Source organism: Cobetia sp. BMC6, assembly GCF_029991385.1.
Lineage (GTDB): Bacteria > Pseudomonadota > Gammaproteobacteria > Pseudomonadales > Halomonadaceae > Cobetia.
Window position 1 is genome coordinate 21,830 of record NZ_JAKUMF010000012.1, and the last position, 16,498, is coordinate 38,327.

Annotated in this window: 12 protein-coding genes; 9 read left to right on the forward strand and 3 right to left on the reverse strand. The window is 62.1% G+C overall.

The genetic code is table 11. The features are described from left to right. Positions 1-180 precede the first annotated feature (180 nt). Entirely contained in the window at positions 181-1,071 is an 891-nt protein-coding gene (locus MKZ40_RS15630) for a LysR family transcriptional regulator (protein ID WP_043332186.1), read from the reverse strand. Positions 1,072-1,205: 134 nt separating this feature from the next. Here MKZ40_RS15630 and MKZ40_RS15635 point away from each other — a divergent pair, with 134 nt between their 5' ends. The 3 genes from MKZ40_RS15635 to MKZ40_RS15645 all read left to right on the forward strand — a co-directional run bounded on the left by MKZ40_RS15635 (position 1,206) and on the right by MKZ40_RS15645 (position 5,792). Beyond that, a complete protein-coding gene (locus MKZ40_RS15635) occupies positions 1,206-2,321 on the forward strand; it encodes a 4-oxalomesaconate tautomerase (RefSeq protein WP_175090526.1) in 1,116 nt (371 codons plus the stop codon). A gap of 183 nt (positions 2,322-2,504) precedes the next feature. Further along, complete coding sequence (locus tag MKZ40_RS15640; protein WP_254627195.1) at positions 2,505-3,638, forward strand: tricarboxylate transporter; 1,134 nt, start codon at positions 2,505-2,507, stop codon at positions 3,636-3,638. Between the two features lie 174 nt (positions 3,639-3,812). Next, complete coding sequence (locus tag MKZ40_RS15645) at positions 3,813-5,792, forward strand: tripartite tricarboxylate transporter permease (protein WP_175090527.1); 1,980 nt, start codon at positions 3,813-3,815, stop codon at positions 5,790-5,792. A 135-nt stretch (positions 5,793-5,927) separates the two neighbouring features. Here the strand turns inward: MKZ40_RS15645 and MKZ40_RS15650 are convergent, their stop codons facing one another. Continuing rightward, the gene (locus MKZ40_RS15650) at positions 5,928-6,866 is read right to left on the reverse strand and encodes an AraC family transcriptional regulator (RefSeq protein ID WP_282627964.1); all 939 of its coding nucleotides are present in this window, start codon (positions 6,864-6,866) and stop codon (positions 5,928-5,930) included. 508 nt (positions 6,867-7,374) lie between these two features. On the opposite strand from MKZ40_RS15650, the gene MKZ40_RS15655 reads away from it, so the two are divergent. The 6 genes from MKZ40_RS15655 (at position 7,375) to MKZ40_RS15680 (ending at position 15,494) form a co-directional block, all read left to right on the forward strand. Further along, entirely contained in the window at positions 7,375-8,550 is a 1,176-nt protein-coding gene (locus tag MKZ40_RS15655; protein ID WP_175090529.1) for a CNNM domain-containing protein, read from the forward strand. A 577-nt stretch (positions 8,551-9,127) separates the two neighbouring features. After that, positions 9,128-11,323 carry a TonB-dependent siderophore receptor gene (locus tag MKZ40_RS15660; protein WP_175090530.1) on the forward strand — a complete coding sequence of 732 codons (2,196 nt, stop codon included), beginning with the start codon at positions 9,128-9,130 and terminating at the stop codon, positions 11,321-11,323. 125 nt (positions 11,324-11,448) lie between these two features. Continuing rightward, on the forward strand, positions 11,449-12,507 hold the full coding sequence (locus MKZ40_RS15665; RefSeq protein WP_254627196.1) for an iron-siderophore ABC transporter substrate-binding protein: 1,059 nt from the start codon (positions 11,449-11,451) through the stop codon (positions 12,505-12,507). 43 nt (positions 12,508-12,550) lie between these two features. Further along, entirely contained in the window at positions 12,551-13,519 is a 969-nt protein-coding gene (locus MKZ40_RS15670) for an iron ABC transporter permease (protein WP_254627197.1), read from the forward strand. A gap of 140 nt (positions 13,520-13,659) precedes the next feature. After that, entirely contained in the window at positions 13,660-14,664 is a 1,005-nt protein-coding gene (locus MKZ40_RS15675; RefSeq protein WP_282627965.1) for an iron ABC transporter permease, read from the forward strand. Next, a complete protein-coding gene (locus MKZ40_RS15680; RefSeq protein ID WP_175090533.1) occupies positions 14,661-15,494 on the forward strand; it encodes an ABC transporter ATP-binding protein in 834 nt (277 codons plus the stop codon). Before MKZ40_RS15675 ends, MKZ40_RS15680 begins: the two co-directional genes overlap by 4 nt. A gap of 88 nt (positions 15,495-15,582) precedes the next feature. Here the strand turns inward: MKZ40_RS15680 and MKZ40_RS15685 are convergent, their stop codons facing one another. Further along, entirely contained in the window at positions 15,583-16,266 is a 684-nt protein-coding gene (locus MKZ40_RS15685; RefSeq protein ID WP_175090534.1) for a type 1 glutamine amidotransferase domain-containing protein, read from the reverse strand. Positions 16,267-16,498: the final 232 nt, after the last annotated feature.

Below are 16,498 nucleotides of genomic sequence, written 5' to 3' on the forward strand. Positions count from 1 at the left end.
GCCGGTGGCGATCAGGCACCAACGGCAGGATTTGTGCAGTGTTTCCCTAGGCCACGCCACGCCAACCCTAGCGAGAGGTGCCTGCCACTCTGCTCTCAATTATGGCTCTGTCCATTGCGACCCTGTCCACCGCACTCCTGCCTACCCTGACCTTAGCCCTCTTCGCCCCAGACGAGCGACTCAGTTCCAGCGCTTGAGCAGAATCTCGATGAACAGTTCCGCGATCGGCGACAGGGACTCACCGCGCCGCCGCAGCAGGCCAATGGTGCGATCGATGCGCGGTTCGGGCAATTCACGCTGACACAGTACCTCGTGTTCCGGCCCCGGCATGGCCATCGACGGCAGAATGGCGACGCCCAGCCCGCTCTCGACCAAACCCAGTGACGTCGAGAGATGCTGTACCTCGTAGAAGCCATCCAGATGCAGGCCGGCGGACAGCAGGGTGTTGTCGAGCAGAATGCGGTTGCCGCTGTCACGCGAGACCGTGATCAGGCGCACATCATCCAGGTCGCTCCATTCCACGCGCTGTTTCTGTGCAAGAGGATGGTCTCGACGCAGGGCCAGCACAAAGGGATCACGATAGATGGAGGTGAAATCCACCGCCGGATGGTGGGCACTGACCATGTTGATACCAAAGTCGGCCTCCCCCGAGACCACCCTTTCGACCCCTTCATTGGCGCTGACATCCAAGATGCGAATCCGGATACCGGGATAGGCGGTATTGAATTCGCGCACCACGCTGGGCAGGAAGTAGAAGGCTGCTGTGGGCAGGCAGGCGATGGTCAGCACCCCCTTGCGGTGGGTGGCAAGCTCGCGGACGCCGACCAGAGACGACTCATAATCTTCGAGCAACTTGCGGGCTTTGGGCAGGAAATCACGACCAACGGGCGTCAAACGACTTCTTCGCGTGGTGCGCTCGAGCACCTTGGCGCCCAGAATCTCCTCCAGTTTCTGGATGCGGCGCGACAACGCCGGCTGCGAAATATGCAGCCGTTCTGCCGCCTCATTAAAAGAATGATTCTCGGCGACCTCGACGAACGCCGACAGATCCAGAAACTCCAATCTATGCATGCAACTACCTTATTGTTTCAGTTTTCGGATTAATGTGCACAATGAAGGCAGTATAGGTTTTATTTGCATTTGATGCATAGATCATCGGCTGTGATGCTTCACGAAGGCGCAAACAGACAGGAGCGCGTTCCAACATGATGCATTCACTTCCTTGCATGATCCTACGTGGCGGTACCTCTCGGGGTCCCTTCCTGCGTCTGGATCACCTCCCCGCCGATGACGAAGGCCGTCGCGAAGTTCTGCGTCAGGTCATGGGCTCCGGCCACGTACTGCAGATCGATGGCCTGGGCGGCGGCAATTCGTTGACCAGCAAGGTCGCCCTCGTCGGGCCGCCCAGTCATCCTGAAGCTGATGTCGATTACCTGTTCGCTCAGATCGACGTAGAAGGCGACAAGGTCGACTTCTCGCCCAACTGCGGCAACATGCTGGCCGCCGTCGGCCCCTACGCCATCGAAACCGGCATGATTGCGCTGCAGGGCGACCTGACGCGTCTGCGGATTCACAACCTCAACACCCGCACGCTGATCGACAGCCAGGTGCCGACGCCCGGCGGCACGGTGGCCTACCAGGGTGACACGCGCATTAGTGGTGTGCCCGGCGCCGGCAGCGCCATCAAGCTGGGCTTCCTCGGCGCGGTGGGCGCCAAGACCGGCAAGATGCTGCCCAGCGGCCAGGTCATCGACGTGATTGATGGCGTCGAGGTGACCTGTCTCGACTCCGCCACGCCGGTAGTGCTGATCGAAGCGGCAAGTCTGGGCTGGGCGGGCAACGAAGCGCCGGCCGAGATGGACGCCAACCGCGAGGCGATGGCACGTCTCGAGCAGATTCGCCTCAAGGCGGGGGAATTGATGGGCATGGGCGACGTCAGCGGCTCGGTGCTGCCCAAGCCGGTGATTCTCTCCGCCCCGCGCACACAGGACGGCACTCTATGCGCCCGCTACTTCGTGCCGCATCGCTGCCATGGCGCCCTGGCCGTCACGGGAGCCATCACGCTGGCCGTTGCGATCAGCATCCCGGGTACCCTGGCCAATCGTGTGGCACTCGCGGCCGGCACTCTGGCACCGGATAGCCTGGCGGCAAACGTCCACCTGGAACATCCCGCCGGATTTCTGGATGTCGAGGTCGAGCATGCCAATGCCGACCCGATGACCCCCAGCCGCGTGTCTCTGCTGCGCACGGCACGCAAGATCATGAGTGGCGAGGTGTTCTTGAACCTCCCCGACTCGGTGGAGATGCCTGGGCGTGCATGACACGCCAGACGACCGCACTGGCAAGCGCCAGAGGCGAAGAGTTCGTCGACAGGCAACGAGCAGGTACTGCAGTATATTGATTTACAATGAATTTTCGCTAAACGAAATAGCCTGACTGCGCCGCCATGCAGATAGCGCATCACTGATCGACAACGCATTCCAACAATAATCAGGAGTCAGACCATGTCCATCATCGTGTCTACCCCCAAGCGCCAGACCCTCAAGCGTCATGCCCGCACCACCGCATTGGCCTTCATGCTGCCCGTCATGGGCCTGATGCCACTGTCCTCAGCCGTTCACGCCGCGGCGGAAGTCCCTGACACCCTGACCTGGACCGTCCCGTTCGGTGTCGGGGGCGGCACGGACGTCTGGGCACGCTTCATGTCCAACTGGATGACCAAGGACCTGCCGGGCAACCCGGCTGTCGTCATCGACAACGTCCCGGGCGGTGGTTCTATCACCGGCGTCAACCTGTTCAGCAAGCGTGCCGGCGATGACGGCGACGAGATGGTCGTCACCTCGGCCTCTACCCAGTATCCGGCCATGCTGCGCGACCGTCGCGTGCGCTATGACTATGCCGACTGGGAGCCGATCTTCGCCGCACCGACAGGGGGTGTCGTCTACGCCTCAAGCTCGCTGGGCAAGGACAGCGCCAGTGCGCTCGAGGCCCTCGCCTCCCAGGAAGTGAAGTTCGCCGGCCAGAACCCGACCGGGCTCGAGATGCCGGTGCTGATGACCTTCGATCTGCTCGACTTCCAGGTCGACCCGGTCTTCGGCATGAAGAGCCGTGGTGAAGGCCGCCTGGCCTTCGAGCGTGGCGAAGTCGCCCTCGACTTCCAGACCACTTCCGCCTACAAGAGCAACGTCACGCCGCTGGTCGACGCCAACCAGGCCGTACCGCTGTTCAGCCTTGGCGTGATGGATGACGAAGGCCATATCGAGCGCGATCCGTCCTTCCCGGACCTGCCGACCTTCTCCGAGCTGTATCTGGCCCAGGAAGGCCATTCACGTGACGACGAGGCCTACCAGATCTTCCATAAGTTCTTCGCCTCCGGTTACGCCATGCAGAAGATGCTGCTGGTGCCGAAGGACGTGGATCCGGAGCTGCTGGAGCTTTACCGCCAGGCTGCACGTGATCTGGCCAAGGACCCCGAGTTCCTCAAGGAGGCCGCCGAGAAGGTCGGGCCCTATGGCCTGATGGTCGGCAAGGCCGCCGCGACCCAGCTTCAGGAAGCCATGCAGCTGAGCGAAGCCGAGCACGAATGGGTCACGAACTGGCTGATGGAACGCCACAATATCCGCCTGCAATCTCGTTGAGGCGCGCAATCACACCCGTAACGGTCTGCCCCCGGGTGTGATGGGGACCCACTCACGGGGCTGCCGACCAGCAGCCCCGTGAGCCTTTCACTCCCTGCCTCACCATGCTCTCCCCGGCACCGCCTCTGAGTGTTAGAGAAGCATCTAGAGAAGAACAAGAGGTTGAGTAACGCCATGATCGACACTCTCCTGTCCAGCATTGGACACGTCTTCACGCTGACGCATCTGCTGTTCATGATGATCGGCATCTTCGTCGGCCTGCTAGTCGGTATCATTCCCGGCCTGGGCGGCATCGCCGGCATGGCCCTGCTGCTGCCCTTCCTCTATGGACTGGACCCGGGCTACGCCCTGGGCATGCTGATGGGCATGGTCGCGGTCATTCCTACCGGCGATACCTTCGCCTCCGTCCTGATGGGCATTCCCGGTTCCAGCGCGTCGCAAGCCACGGTGCTGGATGGCTTCCCGCTGGCCAAGAAGGGCCAGGCAGCCCGCGCGCTCACCAGCGCCTTCCTGTCTTCCCTGTGTGGTGGCGTGATCGGCGCCATCATCCTGACCGGCTTCATCCTCGTCGCACGCCCCCTCGTACTGGCCTTCTCGTCAGCCGAATTGTTCGTGTTGACCTTGCTGGGCCTGACGATGGTGGCGGTGTTGTCGGGCAAGAACCTGTTCAAGGGCACCGCAGCCTGCGGCCTCGGCCTGCTGGTCGGTGCCATCGGCGCCGCACCGGTGACCGGCGAGTACCGCATGAACCTGGATATCGACTACCTGTACGACGGCGTGCCGCTGATCGTGCTGGGTCTGGGCATCTTCGCCCTGCCGGAAATCGTCGAGCTGCTGCTGGGACGTGGCAGTATCGCCAAGAACGGCAACACCGACCTGGGCAAGGGCTGGTCTGCCGGCATCAAGGATGTGGTCAAGAACAAGTGGCTGGTCGCGCGCTGTGCCGGTATCGGCAGCCTGATCGGGACCATTCCGGGCCTGGCAGGCTCCGTGGTCGACTGGATCACCTACGGTTTCGCGGTCAAGACCGCCAAGGACCCGAGCCAGTTCGGCAAGGGCGATATCCGCGGCGTCATCGCGCCCGAATCCGCCAACAATGCCTGCGCCTGCGGTGCCATGGTGCCAACATTGCTGTTCGGGGTGCCAGGCTCCGGCACGGCGGCGGTCTTCCTGGGTGGGCTGTTGCTACTGGGTCTGGAACCCGGTGTGTCGATGATCACCACCAATCTGGACATGACCTACACCATCATCTGGTCATTGGCGCTGGCCAACATCCTGGGCGCGGGCCTATGCCTGATGCTGGCGCGTCCGGTCGCGCAGCTGACGCGTGTGCCCTTCGCCATTCTGGCCCCTGCCATCACCGTACTGATCCTGTTCGCTGCCTATCAGGCCAGTCGCTCGCTGGGTGACTGGGCCGCGCTGGGCATGATCGGCATGATCGGTGTGCTGTTCAAGAGTGCTGGCTGGTCGCGTCCCGCCTTCCTGATCGGCTTCGTGCTGGCACCGGGCGCCGAAAACTACTTCTATCAGAGCATGCAGTTCCACGGCGCCGAAGCCTTCTTGCGGCCGGGGGTACTGATCATTCTCGGCCTGATCCTGCTGGCCTTCTTCCTGCCGGTGATTCGCAAGGCGATCATGCGTCGCCGCCAGACCCATGAAGTGGTCGAGAGCGCGCCGTCCCCGGAAGAAGATGTCCTGGAATCGCGTGGCTTCGGTGGCGTCGACTTCCTGCTGCTGTTGATGATGGGCGCGGCCGCCCTGTGGGCGCTCTACGACGTCAAGGACTTGATGCCACTCGGCAAGGCCTTCCCGACGCTGGCCGCCTTCATCACGCTGCTCTCGGTGATCGCCGTGGTCTTCAACGGCTGGCGTCGCGGCATGATTCGCGTCCAGCAACCAGCCTTCAAGGCAGTGGGTGTGGTACTCGGCTTCTTCGTGCTGATTGGTGTCAGTGCGCTGCTGGGCTTCGTCTCCACCGCCGTGCTGTTCTGCCTGGGCTTCCAGCTCACCATCGCGCGCAAGTCGCCGCTGTTCGCAGGGCTCTTCGCGCTGGGCGTGGCAGTCTTCCTGCTCGGCATGCAGGCGGCGATGAACCTGCACTACCCGACGGGCCTGCTGGATGACGTGGTGCTGCCGATGATTCCCTTCCTGTAAGACCAGCTCGCATCACCAGCACGACGCAGCACTGAACCTTCGAGTACGACATACGCAAGCGGGCACCCATGAGGTGCCCGCTTGCGTATTGTGACAACCCCAAGCCGATTGTCAGGTGCTCGCCGCCAGTGCGGCTCAATCGACGCGATGAAACCTGGCGCGCGCCTCCTGTGGCGACACCCCGAAATGACGCCGATAGGCCGTGGCGAAGTTACAGGCATGTGCATACCCCGTCTGATGCGCCACCTGCTGAATGCTCACCCCGCGCCGCAAGGCCTGCTCGGCACACCGCATGCGACATTCACGCTGATAACTGCCCAGCGACTGCCCGAAGGCCTGGCGAAACTTCTGGCGCAAGCTGGAGGGGCTCATGCAGGCCACCCGTGCCAGCTCCTCCAGCGAGTACGCGCCATGCGGCACGGCAGCAAGGCGCTGGCGTACCGCCTCCAGGTGTCGACAGACACTGTGGGGTCGCGATGGGGACACTAATGACGATGCGGGAGACGCGGGGGACGCCGGTACGTCCTGTGCCTCATCAGCACGGCGCTTGAGTGCCGCCCCCAGCAACTGCAGCGCTATTCCCTGCCATTCCAGCATATCCCCTTCGCAGGCGGTGATCGCTGACCTCTCGCACTCTCCTCGTGAGCCCTCACCATCAGGGACTCTGACACGCTCATCCAATTGTTGATGAAGCCAGCGCCCCGGCGTCCACTCCAACGGGCTGGAATGACGCGCGCAAGGCAAAGCATCCCAGTTCGCCAGACCCCGTCGCACCTGCAGGGACTGGCTAACCTCGCCCTCAAGATGCAAACTGATACAGCGCAGGCGGCCTTGAGGGTGATAGCTTTTCAGCGTCGGCGGCGAAGACTGCGTCCTTGCCGGGCGAAAGCTACCGCCTTGCCCCGCTGACAAGTCAATTCCCGCGCCATCCACGCCTGATAGCGTCAGCCTCCCTTCCAGCACCAGGCAGAGATAGAGCCCCTCGTGAAACTGATGCTGGCCGTGATAGGCGCGTGACACCTCAAGATCACACAGCGTCAGATGCGCATCCCGCCAGGGATGCAGATCATGCACCTGCCCCTCACAATGCGGGTACTTCACCGCTCGCCAGCCTCGCCGCTCGCTGAGCGATGAAGGGCTCTGTTGTGATGACGCCATGATGCGGCGAGCAACTGAACTGTCGGCAATGGCTCCAAGCGGCTGTGACATGTCGCTGCAAATCCCTGCAATGTGAATCCTGATGAAGGCTTGCCGCCTGCTGCGGGTCGCACTGACAGCTGAAGAGGCTTACGGTGCCACTCAGCGGCAATGCCAGGCCGTGGCTTGCGACTACGGCTGGCGCCACAAAATATAATGATTGACGAAAGCAAAACAATCTCATTATCAAACAAGTATTGCACCTTGTCTCTTGTAAAGCCCAGCTCTCTTTTGCAGCCCCCTTGCATCCCTCGAGTCAACGGCACTTTACGGCACAGGCTGGCAAGCTTGGCCAGCAGGCTGAAAACTCTGCGAGAATTCACGGGTTTGACAGTGCTGCGCCTTATGTCACTAATGGATGCCTTACTCCCAAGGAGCACGCCTCATGTTTCTGTTGATCCTGTTTGCCGCCATCGCGATTGGCATCTCATTCATCTGCTCCGTGCTCGAGGCGGCGCTGCTGTCGCTCTCCCCCAGCTATGTGGCCAGCCTGAGAGACCAGCACCCCAAGCGCCACGCCGCTCTGGCCAAGCTCAAGGACAATATCGACAAGCCACTGGCCGCCATCCTGACGCTCAATACCATCGCGCATACCGTCGGTGCCACGGGGGTGGGCGCGCAGGTATCAGTCGTCTTCGGGGAAGCCTGGGTGGGCGTGGCCTCAGCGGTGATGACGCTGCTGATCCTGGTGGCCTCGGAAATCATCCCCAAGACCATCGGTGCCACCTATTGGCGTCAGCTGTCGCCGATGCTGCCCGGCGTGCTCAATGCCATGGTCATCGCGCTCAAGCCGCTGATCTGGCTGTCGGAGTTGATCACCTCGCGCATCGGCAAGGATGCCCATGACATCGATGTACGTGGCGAGATCAAGGCACTGGCCCAGATGGGGCTCGACAAGAAAGCCCTGGAAAACGATGAACAGCGCGTCATCACCAACATCCTCAATCTGCATGAGATGAAGGTGCGTGACGTGCTGACGCCGCGCCCTGTCTGCCAGACGGTCAGTCCCGAGATGAGCGTGGCCGAATTCAATGACCAGCTGACGGTCTGGCCCTTCAGCCGCTACCCGGTGATGACCACCGATGAACGAACACTGGGCATGATCCACCGGGCAGATGCCCATCAGGCAGAGCCCACTACGCCGCTCAAGGACCTGATGCGCCCGATCAGCGAGCTGCACGCCGAAGACAACGTCGAACATGCCTTTGGACTCATGCAGCGCGAACGCCAGCATCTGTGCGTGGTCTACGACAACCTCGGCAACTGGTTGGGTGTCATCACGCTGGAAGACGTGATGGAGACGATCCTGGGTGAAGACATCATCGACGAGACGGACAACGTGGCCAATCTGCGCCGCTTTGCCCGCCAGCGATGGACCAAGCGTATCGGTGCCAACACCTCAAACGCTCAGCCTTCCGCTGCAACGGCTACAGGTGAGGACACTGCCCCGGGTGATGAAGCCGGCCCTGAAGAAGGTGCTTTACCCGTCCACGAGCGGTCCGATAAAGACGCGAGCTCTGCCAAAGGGCCTGCCAAAAGTGCCGACGACAGCAAGGGCTAGGCTCATCCCTTCACGCTTGTGACCCTCTCGTAGGCAAAAGTCCCGTGAAAGTCGTGGCCAGACACGACTATCGCGGGACTTTTTTTATTGTCGCTTGTTGAAGCTGCCCGATAACTACTTGATTCCTGATCTTGCCCAGTGGCAGTGGACATCAGCGAATACGGCGGCTGGAAGGCGTGGGTCGAGCGGGAGTGAGCGCGCCGTAACCCCTGATTCGTAACCCCAGATCCATAACCCTCAGCCGCCCTGCACCACGAGACAAAGAGCAACAGTTCGGAAACGAAACGCCCCGCGACCGGATGAACGGTCGCGGGGCGTTTCAGTATGACACTTGCGTGCGTGGCCTGAATGTATCGAACGCGCGGCCCGAATATGAGGCTCGTACATGTCAGCGGGTAGCGGTTCTGTCCTACCACATGACCAACCCCATCGCCCGATGGCACCACGCCGGGCTCATGAAGTTCCCCGAATTTTTCATTCTTGGCATCCCGCAAAGAAAGTCTGGCATTTCGCAAAACAAAAGTGCCGCTAGCGGGTAAATAATAATGATTACTATAAACATTCAGGGAACATAATCTTGGCTCACTCACTCCGCCGTCCAGGTTTTACACGCTCGCCTCTCGCTATCTCCATCGCCCTCGCGACGTCCTCACTCCTCAGCACCACCGCCTTCGCGGACGAGACGCAAAAACTGGAGTCGATGACCATCGTCGGCGAAGCACAAACCGGCACTACAGAAGAGACACAGGCGTACACGGTCGGCTCCAGCACCAGTGCCAATGGCCTGACGCTGTCGCCGCGCGAGACACCGCAGTCTGTCAGCTTTCTGACCCGCCAGCAGATGGAGGATGAGGCGCTGACCAGCACCACGGAAGCCGTCAATCGTCTGCCGGGGGTGTCCTCCAATCGTCTCGATGGCACGCGCACCAACTTCCAGTCGCGTGGCTACTCGATCCGCAATTTCCAGTTCGATGGTCAGCAGAGCAACACCAGCAGCTTCTGGCCCTTCGGCGACGCCGAGTGGGATACCGCCATCTATGATCGTGTCGAGGTTGTCCGCGGCGCCACCGGCCTGATGACTGGCGTGGGCGACCCGTCCGCCACCGTCAACTTCGTGCGCAAGAAGCCGCTGGACGAAGCCGCCGCCAACGTGACCGGTGCCGTCGGTAGCTGGGACCGTCGCCGTGGCGTGGTGGATGTCAGCACGCCACTGGATGACGCCGGCAAGGTCGGCGTGCGCTTCGTGGCCGCCAAGGACCGCTCCGACAGCTTCATGGATGATGTCGAGAATGACCGCGAGACCCTCTACGGGGTGATTGCCGCCGAACTGACGCAAGACACCGAGCTGAACGTCGGCGTCGAGTATCAGCGCTACGACCAGGACGGCGCCTATCTGGGCGTGCCGCTTTACTACACCGACGGCACGCGCACCGACTTCGATCAGTCGACCGCCAACAACACCGAGTGGGCGCACTTCTTCACCGAGAATACGCGCGGCTTCGCCGATCTGACCCACTACTTCTCCAACGGCTGGAAGGCGACCGCCGCCTACAGTCATGGCGATGCCAACTACGGCCTGACCTACAACTACCGTGGCGGCTATGTGGATCGTGACAACGGCATCCTCTACTACGACACCAATCGCCAGGTGCCAACGTCCTCCTATCTGGTCGACTACCGCGGGGACCGCACCCAGAAAAATCTCAACCTGAGTGCCGAGGGCCCCTTCGAGCTGTTTGGCCGTGAGCACCAGCTGGGCTTCGGCTACATGCAGCTCAAGGAAGAGTACGAGATCTGGAGCCGCACCCCGGCGGGCAGTGTACCGGCGCTGGGCAGCTTCACTGATCGTGACGACCCGGCACTGGCCGAGCCCGAATGGGGCGAGTGGGGCCTGACGGACGACACCGAGACCAAGCAGGAAGGCTTCTACGCCGTCACGCGTTTCTCGCTGGCAGACCCCGTACACTTGATCCTCGGTGCCCGCCTGACCGATTGGGAGATCGACCAAGACTACCGTGGCGAGCGCAGCTATGAATACAACGACGAGTTCACGCCCTATGCCGGCCTGATCGTCGACATTACCGACAACCTCACCGCCTACACCAGCTACACGCAGATCTTCAACACCCAGAGCGAACGTGCCCCCGATGGCGCCCTGCTCGACCCGCTCGAGGGCACCAACTATGAAGCGGGCCTGAAGGCGGCGTTGTTCGAGGACCGTGCTGACGTCTCCTTCGCCGTCTTCCGCAGCGAGCAGGACAATCTGGCCGTCGAGATCCCCGGCGTCTATGTCGCCGGCACCACCGATCAGGCCTACACCGAGTCCGACGGCGCCGTGGTCGAGGGCTTCGAGCTGGAAGTGGCCGGTGAAGTCGCTCCCGGCATCAACCTCTCCGCCAGCTACGCACTGGTGGATGCCGAGGACTCCGATGGCAGCCAGCTCAATACCAGCTATCCGCGCCAGCAGGCCAAGGTCTATGCCACCTGGCAGCTGCCCGGCGACTGGTCACGCCTGACCCTGGGTGCCGGCGGTACCTGGCAGGGCGATACCTATCGCAATACCGACACGCCCACCGGTAGCGAGAAGGTCGGCCAGGGCGATGTCTTCCTCGCCAACGCCATGGCGCGCTATCGCTTCAATGACAACTTCAGCACCCAGCTCAACGTGTCCAACCTCTTCGATGAGGAGTACTACACGCAGCAGGGCTTCTACAGCCAGTACCTGTACGGCGCGCCGCGTAGTGCGTTGCTGAGCATGACCTACGACTTCTGAGTCGAGCATTCCCTGTACAAACATTCTCTGTATCCGACGACCAAACAGGCCCACACCGACAGGGTCTGTCTGGTCTCATCTTGATGGCGGTATCCACCGCGACACGATCACAAAAGGATTCTCCCTTGCGACGCACACGACTTTCCTGCGCCATTGGCCTGGCCGTCATGGCCACTTGTTTCATGCCTGCCGCCCAGGCACACGAGTCACACTCTTCACAGGCTGACACCCACAACACCTCCTCGCTTGTCTCAGATGTCACCGAAACAACGGCTCAGTATCCACTCACCATCCAACATGCCTTCGGTACCACCGTCATCGAGAAGAAACCCCAACGTATCGCCACCGTCGCCTGGGCCAATCATGAAGTGCCGTTGGCACTGGGCGTCGTGCCGGTGGGCTTCCCCCGCCAGGCATTCGGAGATGATGATGGCGACGGCATGATGCCATGGGTCAAGGCACGTCTGGACGAACTGGGTGGTGACGCCGCCAATCTGTATGACGAAGGGGATGGCATCGACTTCGAGGCCGTGGCCGCCAGCGAGCCGGACGTGATTCTCGCTGCCTATTCCGGACTCAGCGAGGCCGACTACAACACCCTGAGCAAGATCGCCCCTGTCGTGGCTCGTCCTGGCCCGCGCTGGTCTTCCAGCTGGCGTGACATGATTCGCCTCGACAGTGCCGGCATGGGCATGGCCGCCGAAGGCGAAGCGCTGATCGAGCGTCTCGAGGCGCAGGTCGCCGAGAATGTCGCAAGTCACCCGGAGATCCAGGGCAAGTCGATCATCGTGATCAGCCATATCGACCCGACCAATCTGAGCCGCATCGCCTTCTACAACGACAACGATGCCCGGGTGCGCTTCTTCCACGAGCTGGGCATGGTCTCGCCGCAGTTCGTCACCGAGACCGCCGTCGATGGCCGCTTTGCCGGTCAGATCAGTGCAGAGCGCCTCGATGAGCTGGCCGATGTCGATATCGTGCTGACCTATGGCGGCCAGGCACTGGTCGACCGCCTCAATGAGCACCTGCTGACCTCACGCCTGCCGGCCATCCAGCAGGACGCCGTGGTGTTGCTGGAAAACGGCCCGATGGGCACGGCCGCCAACCCCACCCCCCTCTCGATTCCCTGGGTACTCGACGATTATGTTGACCTGTTGTCCATCGCCGCCAACAAGGCCGACTGACCTCACCGAGCGCGCCGCTTCCCGCAAGCGGCGCTGGCTGGGGATGCTGGGATTAGTGCTGGCGTTGGGCGCTGTCGTGGTGCTGTCAGTGATGTTCGGCGCACGGGCGACGAGCTGGGCCGATATCATCGGGCTGCTGGATGGCTCTCTCGACACGATGGCGGAGGCGGCTGTCGCCAGTCGTCTGCCGCGCACGCTGCTGGCCATCATGGCTGGAGCGGCGCTGGGCGTTTCAGGGGCAGCCATGCAGGGATTGACCCGCAACCCGCTGGCAGACCCGGGGCTACTTGGCGTGAATGCCGGTGCCGCTCTGGCAGTGGTGATCGGCATCGCCTGGTTCAACATCGAGCAGGCCAGTGACTATCTGTGGCTGGCCATTGTCGGGGCGGGCGCAAGCGCCGTGGTGGTCTATCTGATCGCCAGTCTCGGCCGAGGTGGCGCCACCCCATTGAGATTGGCGCTATCCGGTGCCGTCGTGTCAGCAGCACTGAGTTCCTTGACCTCGGCCATCATCCTGCCGCGCGCCGACATCGGAGGCTTGATCCAGTCGTGGCTGATCGGTGGCGTGGGTGGCGCGACATTGGATCAGGTCACGCCTGCCCTGCCCTTCGTGATCAGCGGCCTGCTGATCTGCGCGCTTTCAGCTCGCAAGCTGAACATGCTCGCGCTCGGTGATGACATGGCCAGTGGGCTCGGCGAGCGGGTCGCGTTCGTGCGATTCATGACGGCGCTGGGGGCGATTCTACTGTGCGGCGGCATCACCGCCGTCTGTGGGCCCATCGCCTTTGTCGGCCTTGTCGTGCCACATGTCTGCCGTCTGGTGGTCGGCAGTGATTACCGCTGGGTGGTTCCGCTGTCGGCGCTGGCCGGGGCGCTGTTGCTGACGTCGGCCGATATCGCGGGCCGGCTGATTGCCCGCCCTGCCGAGCTCGATGTCGGCATCATGACAGCGCTGGTCGGCGCCCCCGTCTTTCTCTGGATCGTACGTCGCCACAAGGTGAAATCACTGTGACTGCCTTTTCTTCTCGTCGCGCATCCCAGCCTGAGGATGAGACGGCGCAGCATGTGATGCACGCATCGCTTGATGACCCTCACCGGGCCCACCCAAGGCCCCTGCGCCCACGCGCCCACTGCGGCCACCGGGATATCCAGGTGCTGCGTAAATCTCGACAGGATGCCAGAAGGCGCAAATCCTGGTGTCTGTTCGCGGTCCTGGTGACAGCCTTCAGCCTCACCCTGGTACAAGGCCAAAGCTTTATCTCCCCACTGACGGTAATGCGTGTGCTGTGGGGCGAGCCGGTCGCAGGTGCAAGCTTCATCGTGGGCGAGCTGCGCCTGCCTCGCGCACTGGTCGCGGTGCTGGCAGGTGGCTGTTTTGGTCTGGGCGGAGCCGCCTTCCAGAGTCTGCTGCGCAACCCGCTGGCGAGCCCGGACATCATCGGCATCAGTGCCGGTGCCAGCGCTGCGGCGGTCTTCGCCATCGTGATGCTGTCGCTGAGTGGCACTGCCGTGTCAGTGATCGCGGTACTGGCAGCGCTGGGCGTCGCGGGCTTGATCTACGCACTGTCATGGCGCAATGGCGTGGCCGGTGCACGCCTGATTCTGGTAGGCATCGGGCTGGGCGCCATGCTGCAGAGCATCACCGCCTATGTATTGACCCAGGCACCCAGCTGGTCACTTCAGGAGGCCCTGCGCTGGATGACGGGCAGTCTCAACAGCGTGACCATGAGCCAGGTTACACCGCTGGGTATCGTGTTCGTCCTGCTGGGGGGCGTCCTGTTGCTGCTGAGCCGGAGCCTGGAAGTCCTGCGCATGGGCGATGACATGGCAGCCGGGCTAGGCGTGCGGCTGTCCATGACTCGCCTGGGCATCATCATTTCCGCTGTCGGTCTGGTGGCCTGCGCCACTGCCGTGGCAGGCCCGGTCGCCTTCGTGGCCTTCCTGAGCGGCCCTGTCGCGACACGACTGTTTCACCATCAGGGTTCCGTGCTGGTGCCAGCAGCGATGATCGGTGCGCTCTTGATGCTGGGCGCAGACTTCATCGGACAATTTCTGCTGCCCGCCCGCTATCCGGTGGGCGTGGTAACCGGTGTGCTCGGTGCGCCCTTCCTGCTCTATCTCGTGATTCGTGAAAACCAGCGCGGAGCATCCTCATGACGCAGCCTTCTTCCTGCACTTCAGGCCTTGGCGTGACAGACCTCGCGGCTGGCTATGCCGAACGTCCGGTCCTTTCCGGTATCGATCTCGACATCGCGTCGGGCAAGACAACGGCCATCGTGGGGGCAAATGCCTGCGGCAAGTCAACATTGCTACGCACGCTCTCACGGCTACTGACACCCGCCCGTGGCGAGGTGCTGCTGGACGGCAAGTCGATCCATCGCTTGCCGGCCCGGCAATTGGCACAGCGATTGGGCTTGCTTTCTCAATCACCGATCGCACCGGAAGGCATCACGGTGCTCGACCTCGTCAGTCGCGGGCGTCACCCCCATCAAAAGCTGTTCCAGCGCTGGCGTCATGAGGACGATAGCGCCGTGCTGGAAGCCCTCAACGCCACGGATACCGCCTCGTTGGCGGAGCGCCCGGTAGATGAGCTCTCCGGCGGGCAGCGCCAACGCGTCTGGATCGCCATGGCCCTCGCGCAACAGACCGACATCCTGTTGCTCGATGAGCCGACCACCTTTCTCGACATCAATCATCAGGTGGAAGTGCTTGACCTGTTGACAGATCTCAACCATGCCAAAGGCACGACCATTGTGATGGTGCTGCACGAACTGAACCTGGCGGCACGCTACGCCGACGAGCTGATCGCACTATCCGAGGGCCGCATCTACGCCCATGGCAGCGCTGAGACAGTCCTGACGCGCGAGATGGTGAAAGACGTTTTCGGCATGCAAAGTCACATCTCGCCCGACCCCGTCACCGGCAAGCCGATGATGACGCCACTAGGCAGGCATGGACTGACACCTCGAGCTCCCGCTCTGGGGTAAATCCAGCCATTCAATACGCAATGGATACGAAAACCCCGCGACCGGTGACCCGGTCGCGGGGTTTTTCATGCTGCCCGACTCGCCCGATCTACTTCTTGAGGCTGTCGACCAGCAGCTCAGCGACACCTTCGGAGGACATCGGATTCTGACCGGTGATGATCAGGCCATCCTGAATCGCGAAGGAGGTGAAATCGGCCTTCTTCTCATAGATGCCGCCTTTCTGCTGCAGGGCATCTTCGACCAGGAACGGCACGACACTGGTGAGACCGACGCTTTCTTCTTCGCCATTGGTGTAGCCGGTGACACGCACACCGTCCACGAAGGGAGTGCCATCCGGCTTGCGGGCGTTCAGCAGCACTGCCGGGGCGTGGCAGACGGAGCTGACCGGCTTGCCAGCCGCGTGGAACTGCTCGATCAGACGGATGGAGTCGGCGTCGTTGGTGAGATCCCACAGCGGACCGTGGCCGCCCGGGTAGAAGATGGCGTCGAAGTCTTCGACCTTCATGTCTGCCAGCACGGCGGTGGTGGCGAGGTCCTGCTGAGCTGCGGCGTCCTTGTCGAAGCGACGCGTGGCATCCGTCTGGAAATCCTCGCCTTGGCTTGCCGGATCCAGTGGCGGCTGACCGCCCTTGGGAGAGGCCAGCGTCACCTCGATGCCGGCGTCTTTCATGACATAGTAGGGGGCCGCCAGCTCTTCGAGCCAGAAGCCCGTCTTCTTGCCCGTGTCACCCAGCGTATCGTGGGAGGTCACTACTACCAGAACCTTGCTCATATTGCTCTCCTCTACGTGCGGGATAGCCCGCAATGGTCACTTCACGAAAGATGTCGGCGACGTGATGGTCACCACGTGATGGTCACTAAATGGTGCTCGCCCTGTGTTGAATCAAGGCTACTGCTCTCACCATCATCGGCATAATCGATAGCCCGGATAGCCACTATAATTGAGATAAATAGTGCGCATGTCGCTCAGCTCAAGATGGCCATGCTCATCCGCTGTAGCAGAT

What these genes read in the sequence shown, in the direction of transcription:
- MKZ40_RS15630 (WP_043332186.1), bottom strand. Translation starts at nt 1,071, where the DNA reads ATGCATAGATTGGAGTTTCTGGATCTGTCGGCGTTCGTCGAGGTCGCC.
- MKZ40_RS15635 (WP_175090526.1), top strand. Translation starts at nt 1,206, where the DNA reads ATGATGCATTCACTTCCTTGCATGATCCTACGTGGCGGTACCTCTCGG.
- MKZ40_RS15685 (WP_175090534.1), bottom strand. Translation starts at nt 16,266, where the DNA reads ATGAGCAAGGTTCTGGTAGTAGTGACCTCCCACGATACGCTGGGTGAC.
- MKZ40_RS15645 (WP_175090527.1), top strand. Translation starts at nt 3,813, where the DNA reads ATGATCGACACTCTCCTGTCCAGCATTGGACACGTCTTCACGCTGACG.
- MKZ40_RS15655 (WP_175090529.1), top strand. Translation starts at nt 7,375, where the DNA reads ATGTTTCTGTTGATCCTGTTTGCCGCCATCGCGATTGGCATCTCATTC.
- MKZ40_RS15680 (WP_175090533.1), top strand. Translation starts at nt 14,661, where the DNA reads ATGACGCAGCCTTCTTCCTGCACTTCAGGCCTTGGCGTGACAGACCTC.
- MKZ40_RS15640 (WP_254627195.1), top strand. Translation starts at nt 2,505, where the DNA reads ATGTCCATCATCGTGTCTACCCCCAAGCGCCAGACCCTCAAGCGTCAT.
- MKZ40_RS15670 (WP_254627197.1), top strand. Translation starts at nt 12,551, where the DNA reads ATGCTGGGATTAGTGCTGGCGTTGGGCGCTGTCGTGGTGCTGTCAGTG.